Source organism: Nostoc sp. NOS(2021) (assembly GCF_017115025.1).
Classification (GTDB): Bacteria; Cyanobacteriota; Cyanobacteriia; order Cyanobacteriales; family Nostocaceae; genus Nostoc.
Genome location: NZ_JABXKM010000164.1, coordinates 1 through 8,013 on the forward strand (window position 1 = coordinate 1; position 8,013 = coordinate 8,013).

The 8,013-nt window shown below is 43.2% G+C and carries 9 protein-coding genes and 1 pseudogene; 5 read left to right on the forward strand and 5 right to left on the reverse strand.

Translation table 11 applies throughout. From position 1 onward, the window contains the following. A pseudogene (locus tag HWQ41_RS20075) lies at window positions 1-565 on the reverse strand (hypothetical protein); the annotation flags it as partial. A 904-nt stretch (window positions 566-1,469) separates the two neighbouring features. Between HWQ41_RS20075 and HWQ41_RS20080 the strand changes: the two are divergent. Beyond that, window positions 1,470-1,667 (forward strand): hypothetical protein, encoded by a 198-nt coding sequence (locus HWQ41_RS20080; protein WP_094348028.1) that lies wholly within the window; start codon window positions 1,470-1,472, stop codon window positions 1,665-1,667. Between the two features lie 81 nt (window positions 1,668-1,748). Next, entirely contained in the window at window positions 1,749-2,225 is a 477-nt protein-coding gene (locus HWQ41_RS20085) for a Tic20 family protein (RefSeq protein WP_292766549.1), read from the forward strand. Window positions 2,226-2,228: 3 nt separating this feature from the next. Here HWQ41_RS20085 and HWQ41_RS20090 read toward each other — a convergent pair whose 3' ends face one another. Continuing rightward, entirely contained in the window at window positions 2,229-3,002 is a 774-nt protein-coding gene (locus HWQ41_RS20090) for a fumarylacetoacetate hydrolase family protein (protein WP_292766552.1), read from the reverse strand. A gap of 68 nt (window positions 3,003-3,070) precedes the next feature. Continuing rightward, complete coding sequence (locus HWQ41_RS20095; RefSeq protein WP_292766555.1) at window positions 3,071-3,238, reverse strand: hypothetical protein; 168 nt, start codon at window positions 3,236-3,238, stop codon at window positions 3,071-3,073. Window positions 3,239-3,413: 175 nt separating this feature from the next. Here HWQ41_RS20095 and rpsF point away from each other — a divergent pair, with 175 nt between their 5' ends. Continuing rightward, the gene (gene rpsF / locus HWQ41_RS20100; protein ID WP_292766558.1) at window positions 3,414-3,764 is read left to right on the forward strand and encodes a 30S ribosomal protein S6; all 351 of its coding nucleotides are present in this window, start codon (window positions 3,414-3,416) and stop codon (window positions 3,762-3,764) included. Window positions 3,765-3,975: 211 nt separating this feature from the next. After that, complete coding sequence (locus tag HWQ41_RS20105; protein WP_292766560.1) at window positions 3,976-4,536, forward strand: Npun_F5560 family protein; 561 nt, start codon at window positions 3,976-3,978, stop codon at window positions 4,534-4,536. 485 nt (window positions 4,537-5,021) lie between these two features. Here HWQ41_RS20105 and HWQ41_RS20110 read toward each other — a convergent pair whose 3' ends face one another. Next, window positions 5,022-5,375, reverse strand: a complete 354-nt coding sequence (locus tag HWQ41_RS20110; RefSeq protein WP_292766562.1) for an STAS domain-containing protein — start codon at window positions 5,373-5,375, stop codon at window positions 5,022-5,024. 488 nt (window positions 5,376-5,863) lie between these two features. Between HWQ41_RS20110 and HWQ41_RS20115 the strand changes: the two genes are divergently transcribed. Beyond that, entirely contained in the window at window positions 5,864-6,496 is a 633-nt protein-coding gene (locus tag HWQ41_RS20115) for a DedA family protein (RefSeq protein WP_292766565.1), read from the forward strand. A gap of 88 nt (window positions 6,497-6,584) precedes the next feature. Here the strand turns inward: HWQ41_RS20115 and HWQ41_RS20120 are convergent, their stop codons facing one another. Continuing rightward, window positions 6,585-7,787 (reverse strand): argininosuccinate synthase, encoded by a 1,203-nt coding sequence (locus tag HWQ41_RS20120; protein ID WP_292766568.1) that lies wholly within the window; start codon window positions 7,785-7,787, stop codon window positions 6,585-6,587. Window positions 7,788-8,013: the final 226 nt, after the last annotated feature.

An 8,013-nucleotide genomic window follows, 5' to 3' on the forward strand; every position in this document is an offset into this window, starting at 1 on the left:
GGTTGCTGTATATAACAATTGCCAGTGCTTCGGAGACCGCGATCGCTTTATCTAATGTTTCTACGTGGACTGACGTAGCCTCGCTTTCTTCAGAGTAGTGGGGTTGAGGGCGATACGCTTGAGATAAGCCTTTTTTCTCTCCTCCTGCTCCCTCTACTCCCTCTACTTCCCCTGCTTCCCCTGCTCCCCCTGCTCCCTCTACTTCCCCCTCTTCTTCCTGGGACAATACTTGAAGTTGGACACTGTACTGCCAAGATTTACCGAACAGATCGGACATTAAATCGCTGGAACAGCGCATCTCCCAAACTCCTGTCTGGAAGTAGGTAAAAGGAATTACCGCCATTAAGCCTTCTGAGTTAGTGCGACGCGATCGCTTGAAAATTCGCCGCGTTGGTTGAACTTCCTGGGTTGAAGAGTGAGTTACCCGCACTTCCACGTTTGTATTAAGAAGGTTAGAACGAGCCAAAACTCTATACTGCCCTTCCAAAATTTCCAAATTTGGCGATTCTAGGATATGCCACGAGCGAGCGCCTTGTTTCTGTATCAGAAATTGCCAGTGTTCCATTGTAAGTGATGCCCAGACCGACGAGCCGCACAGTTATATTGTGTATTACCTTGCTTGCAAGTTTACCTCAGTATTTTGTAAATGCATCACTTAAATGGCTATCAAGTTAACTCAGTTTTACTTACTTGAATTCTCGCACTTTAACTAGTCGCGTCAAGGGAATTTCAAGTGGTGGCCGTGTTGCTTATGCGTAAAGCTTTTGTTGTTTCTTAAATATTAAGTTTGACACTCTCCAGTGCTAAATTAACAGGGATGCATTGACTACCGTTGGCTGTCTATACTCAACCTTAGTGTGATACTTTTGTATTATTTTTTACTTAGATGTCTAATTTGCAATAGACACAACATACAATAAATTAAATGAAAGGGAACTCTTAACAGGGAACATTAAGCCACCCACAAGGGGTGGGGTTTCAACCTACCTTGCGATACAAGGATTTTTTGCCCACTAGGGGCGAAAGCGCAAAGCGGGACGAAGTACGGCTTAAAACCTTGCAACTCTACAAGACGCTACCGCGAACGGGGCTAATTCTCTCTTTTCTGTTAAGAGTACCCTATTCCCTATTCCCTATTCCCTATTCCCTATTCCCTATTCCCTATTCCCTATTCCCGCCCCGTTGGCGCAGCCTCTCGTAGAGAAGGGGACGGGTAAATTAAGATTCACTTGACAAATTTTATTGAATTGTGATTGCCCACATTTTTGCTACAAAGAGGTAGGATGTGGCTCTTAAGTGTCATCTGCGATCGCCCACACACACCGGGCGCAAAGCGCTATCGCAAATCACAACACTTAACAAAAGCAAAACGTGCCCAACCTACCTGAAGCGGCTCTTTGAACCGCTACAAAGCGTGTCCTCACCTAAGTGAAATATGGGTGACAATGAGGATTTACAGGAGGGATTCGATGCTAGTCATTTTAATGGACGAGCAAATCCTTGCCCCTGAGCAAGTTTGCCAGTCTTGTTTACTCGCTGACGGGAGCGGTCAACCCCGTTGGCGTGGGGGTCAACTACGCTGTGGTCAAGCCATTCGCAAACTTACTCAACAGCAACCAGACCAGTATGAGTGTATGATGGGCTTTCGGATCGCCCATATAGAATAGTTGAATTTGCCAGCAAGACCAACCAACTGCGTTATCCTAAGCTCAAGTAACTATAGAAATTTCATCACAGGAGAACGCATAATGTCTTGGCGCGGGTCTACAACGGTTTCAGATCGGATTTTTGCTTCCTTGCCTTATTTGCTTCCTCTAATTGAGGTTTTTGTATTTGGTAGATATTTGCTCTCAGAGTTTCCACCACTACAACTGCTGTTTCTGCCGCTTCTGCCATTGTTAAAAATTTACTACGGCGTGCGTTATGCAGGAATGATTATTTTCTTTGCTTTATTTTTGCTGGTAGTGAGAAACGAAAAAATTAGTCACTTTATTCGTTTCAACACCATGCAAGCAATCCTTTTGGACATCATTATCTTTTTGTTTAGTATCCTAACTGATGTTGTGGGACTAGTTCCCTCTGGTGGTTTTGCAATCCAAACCCTATCCACAACGATTTTTATCGGCATAGTGGGAGCCGTTGCATATTCAGTCATCCAGTCTGTAAGCGGTCGTTATGCGGAAATTCCGGCGATTTCTGATGCAGTGTATATGCAAGTGCGTTAGAAATTAACGGGCGACTACGGTGTTTTCCAGGCGACCAATACCTTCAATTTCTACGCGGACGCGATCGCCTGGATGCAATGGACTTACACCCTCCGGCGTACCTGTAAGCACCAAATCACCAGGTAGTAGGGTCATCACCTGACTAATATAGGAAACTAGAACATCGGGCGAAAACACCATCTGATCGATACAGGCAGATTGGACTGGATTAACGTCGTCATTCACAAAAGTCTGCAATCTCGCTCCGGGATTTAATTCCCGCACAATCCAAGGCCCCAAAGGACAGAAAGTATCAAAACCTTTGGCTCGTGTCCATTGACCATCCCGTTTTTGTAAATCCCGCGCTGTTACGTCATTGGCGATGGTGTAGCCCCAAATTTTGGTTTGGGCTACCTCTGGTGTACATTCAAAGGCGTAATCGCCAATTACTAGTGCTAACTCTCCTTCGTAGTCAACTCTTTGTGATTGGAGAGGATACTTAATTTCCCTCTCAGATGGAATGATCGACGTGGGTGGCTTAAGAAAAATTAGTGGCTCAGAAGGTACTGGAGTTCCCATTTCGGCTGCATGATCTGCATAATTCTTACCCACCGCCACAATTTTTGAAGGAGCGCAGGGAGCCAGAATTTGGTAATTTTCTGGTGTCAATGTTAAATCAGTGGGTTGTCCTTGTAACCAGGGCGGAGCATCTAGCACCTGGACGTTGAGGGATAGTTGGAGTATCCCATAGTAAATCTGCCCTTCTTGATTTTGAATTCGCACATAGCGCTGCGCCATAACCTTGATGAATATCCTTTGATCTGCGATTAGAAACTGTGAGCGGGTAGCAATCCTCAGTTAGCTTTTTAGCGAACCGATTGAGCCTTGAGCAAAAAAGCGATCGCTATAGATGCCCTTAGAGAAAGATACCCGTTGGCGAAGCTGATAGCTTGATCAATTTGCTGGCGATCGCCAAAAACTCGATTCTTACTTGCTAAAGAAATATCGGGGTCGCCTCCCGACCTAGTTTTCATTAAGGACATCCAAAAAATCCAAACTTCGGCGGTTTGGCTAATGAAACAAAATAGAAAACTGGTAAGATTATAGTTCCTTGTTGCTTCAGATGTTGATTAATACTGGCATTTTAAATTAAAAGCAGGTATAGAATAACATCGGCAGCCACTTTTGTCCATGAGGAAACTGAAAAATATGACTACAAATTACGAAACAATGTACATCCTGCGTCCTGACCTGGGAGACGAACAGGCAGAGCAAGCAATTACTAAATATCAGAATTTGCTTCGCGATCAAGGCGCCCAGGATATCCAAATTCAAAATCGTGGTAAGCGACGTCTGGCTTATGAAATCAAAAAACACCGCGATGGCATCTACATCCAGTTAAACTACAGTGCGCCTGCAACTGCGATCGCCCCCTTTGAACGCGCCATGCGCTTGAGTGAAGAAGTGATTCGTTATCTGACAATTAAGCAGGAAATCGCAGAGGAAAAACCCCCTAAAGAGGAAAAGGAAAAACCCACTAAAGTAGCTGCAACAGTCTAAGGGAGTTAGTAGTGCTGAGTGGGGAATCTCACTTCTTTACTCAGAACTGGGAACTGTTTTGTCCAATCCCAATCCCATTCAATAAAATTTTGTCTTTTCTTTTCTCGTGACTTGTCTGGGAATGTTAAATTAACAAATACTTGCCAAAGGTAGTACTCCCGCAGTTATACCTAAGAGTAGACAAGATTCTGAATGGGAGCTGTAAGCTACTGTGAGCCAATCTGATACACCCAATATTCAAGTTCTCTCTACGGAAGTATCGCAGCTACGCCAAGAGTTGCAACTTCGCGATCAATTAGTGCAACAACTATCTCAAGAACTCTTCCGGCTGGTAAAAGGTAACACTAGTTTTATGCCCCAGCAGCCGGAGCTTGAGCGCGATCTGACCCAGTTACATGCTTTGCAAGAACAACTCCAAGCTGTGGAGCAGCAGGTGGCGTTCTACCAAGAGCAAATTACAACTCGTGACTCCGAAATTTACCAATTGCGACAGTCAGTCCAAGAACTCACCGATCGCAGTCGGATGTTGGAGCAAGTAGTACAAGAGTTACCTCAAATTTACCGTCGGAAGTTTGAGGAGCGCATGACGCCAGTCAGAGAAAAGGTCGCAATGCTACAACGGGAAAACCGCCAACTACAAGCAGAATTGCAAAGTGTGAGTTACCGTTTAGCACTCAAAACTCGCAATGCTAGTCACAGCGGTATTGATTTGCCAAATTTTCCCCGCCCAGCATCCGAACAAACTAACATTTCGACTCCCCAGAATGTCTAAAGTTACCATCATGGTGGAATCGAAGAGGTAAGAAATTGGCGCGGCAAAGCATCTTGGAGACATCCAAGTAGTACATCAAGATAAAAATAACTATCTATAGAGTTAGAAATAACGCCAAGGCTGATATTTCAACCTTTCTTACCTCCTACTTCCTTGCACCAGTTGCGTCGGATATAGAGCAATTAGCCCAGAGTAATTTGAAAAGCCCTCTCTTTCAGAGGCTGGGGAGTGTCACAAAGAATTGCATAGCTTTGACCAATTTTGGTCATTTCCTACTTTACTGGTTTAGGTAGATTGGCTGACAACAAGCAGATTCATTCATCTGCTATTGATATTACCTAGCTCAAAACCATGAGTTTTCTTCAACATTCTTCTCTAAACAAAAAAGAAAATCAGCCTGCTAGCACCAGACTGTGATCTTGGAGAATATGAAAAAATGCAAAGATTGCTTGACTCCACCATCCTTCTATAGGTAGATTTATTAGTTAGCCTGCTAGCATCAGACTGTTATCTTTGACGGTGGTAAAAATGTCTTCATAAGTATGAAAAATTTCAAACACTGAATCTAGTTGGGTAAGTTCCAAAATTAACCGTACAGGAGCTTGCACGTTGCATAAAACCAAGCGGCAACCACTCTGACGTGCAGCTTTCAACCCTTTTACTAAAGGGACTAACCCAGAACTGTCCATGAAATTAACTTCTGTGAGGTCGATAACCCAGAGTTGATGAGCTTGGGGCACTACTCTAGCCATCTGTTCACTCAAAGTCTTACCGCCTTGCAAATCTATGCTTCCTTGGGGTTTAAACAAAATCACTTGAAGTTCTTGTGTGAGAGCCATGAATTTAACAGGGTAGTTGGAACACTTGACAAAAAATTGAAAAAAGACATCAATACCTCTTCTCTTTCAACGGCAAAATGACTGTTTTACCCAGATATTTGGGCAATTGCAGTCGCGCAGTTGAGAGAGATTATTTCAGTATTCATGCCGTATAATTTGTGATAACTTTCATCAATATAGGCATAAGCGCCTAACAATTTCGGTATCAACCGTATCTTTTACAAGATTTTCATAATTAAACTGGATATTTATAAATTTTTTATAAATTTTTTATTTCTTTTAAAAAGAAATATGAACTAGTGGTAATAAATTCCAAAAATTGCATAGTTAATAGTAAAAAATTAATAGTTACCATAGAGGATAAGTTATGGATTATTCAGAATTAAACTAATGACTTAATGACCGAATGTAGTGGTTTGATTGACACCCCGCGCATAAACAAGCAAAGATATAGTAAAAGTAAAAATTTGTAAAGACGGCGGTGCGGAATGTCTTTAGAGCTGATTTCACTAGAAAATATCCAGGAAGTCGCCCACAGCTACGGGTATTGGGCAATTTTTTTGGGAATTTTGCTAGAAAATTTAGGCATTCCCCTACCTGGTGAAACCGTGACCTTAGTGGGCGGGTTTCTAGCTGGCAGCGATGAACTGAATTTCTGGCTGGTTCTCGGTGACGCAATTATGGGTGCTGTCATTGGTGGTACTTGTGGCTATTGGATTGGTAGAGTTAGCGGTTGGCCTTTTTTGGTAAAAGTTGGTAGCATATTTCGGATTTCGGAAGTGCGGCTGCTGAATATTAAAGATCAATTTAGTCAAAATGCTGCTAAAGCAGTATTTTTTGGACGTTTTTTGGCATTGTTGCGGGTTTTTGCTGCACCACTGGCTGGAATAGCCGAAATGCCCTTTGGAAAATTCTTTTTATACAACTTGTTAGGAGCAGTTGCTTGGGCTAGTTTGATGGTGACATTAGCTTTCTTTGCTGGCAAAATTGTCTCTTTAGAACAATTGGTTGCTTGGGTGGGTCAATTTGCGATCGCAGCGTTACTGATCCTCGCTGCCTTAATTTTTGTCCCTCTGTGGCTGGAGTCTCGCCAAGTTAAGGAAATAAGTAGTGAGGAGTGAGGAGTGAGGAGTAAAGTAAAAAGTTATTTTTTTTAACTTTTACTTTTCTATTTTGCATTTTTAACTCCTAACTCCTAACCCCTAACTCCTAACCTCTAACTTGCTGCGACCAAATGCGAGTTGGTAGTCCCCAAACGTAGATAAAGCCTTCAGCGGCTTTGTGGTCAAATTTGTCTTCGGCTCCGTAGGTTGCCAAATCGGGAGTATAGAGGGAATTATCGCTCGAACGCCCAACTATCGTAGAGTTGCCTTTGAACAACTTCACTCGCACAGTTCCAGAGACTCGCTCTTGTGTCTTTTGAATAAAGGCATCGAGTGCAACTTTGAGTGGACTATACCACAAACCGTTGTAAACGATTTGGCTGTAAGTTTCTTCAATCCCACGCTTGTAATGGGTAACATCTGCCGTTAAAGTCAAGCTTTCTAAATCCCTATGTGCCTGAATTAGGACTAACATCGCGGGTGATTCGTAGATTTCCCGTGATTTGATCCCCACCAGACGGTTTTCTATCATATCGATCCGTCCGATGCCGTGATTTCCTACCACCTGATTGAGTTGTTCAATTAGCTCAACTGGCTTTTTAGCTATACCGTTGAGGGTTGTCGGAATACCACAGTGGAAACCAATTTCGATGTACTCTGGCTCGTTGGGAGTGTCAGCGATCGCTTTGGTCATCTCATAAATTTCTTCTGGTGGCTCAAATGACGGATCTTCGAGTAAACCAGCTTCAATGCTACGACCAAGCAAATTCTTGTCAATACTGTAGGGAGAAGATTTTTTTACTGGTGAGGGGATACCAAACTTTTCCCCATAGGCGATCGTTTGTTCACGGCTCATTCCCCATTCTCTGGCTGGTGCGAGGATCTTCAGGTTGGGGTTCAGGGCGGTGACAGAGACATCAAAGCGAACCTGATCGTTACCTTTGCCAGTGCAACCGTGAGCGATCGCATCAGCACCATATTTCTCGGCTGTTTCTACTAATACCTTGGCAATCAGTGGACGGGCAAGGGCAGTTCCTAGAGGATAACGATTTTCATAGAGGGCGTTGGCTTGAATCGCTCCAAAGGCGTAATCTTTAACAAAGCTGTCTTTGACATCCGCCACTAGGGATTCACTTGCACCCGATTTCAGAGCTTTTTCTCGAATTGGCTCTAATTCATCTCCCTGACCTAAATCTGCTGCTAGGGTAATCACCTCTTCCACACCCCACTCCTGTTTGAGGTAGGGAATGCAAACTGAGGTATCCACTCCGCCAGAATATGCCAGGACAACCTTTTTGGCGCGACCCATTAATTTCTCCAGTTAGGAAAACAAACAATGAGTCATTATTATATCTAAACTAATGCATGTATATTTTCTTGATGCAACAACCTATAGGTAGATTGTCAGCAAACTCAGACAGCACAATCTGTATAACCTAATTTGTGGTTAACTCTAATCGAAGTTTGGAAAGAGAGCGATCGCTTGTATATAAATATTTTTGATCTGGTTTTGAACATATAGCAGGGGACTGGGG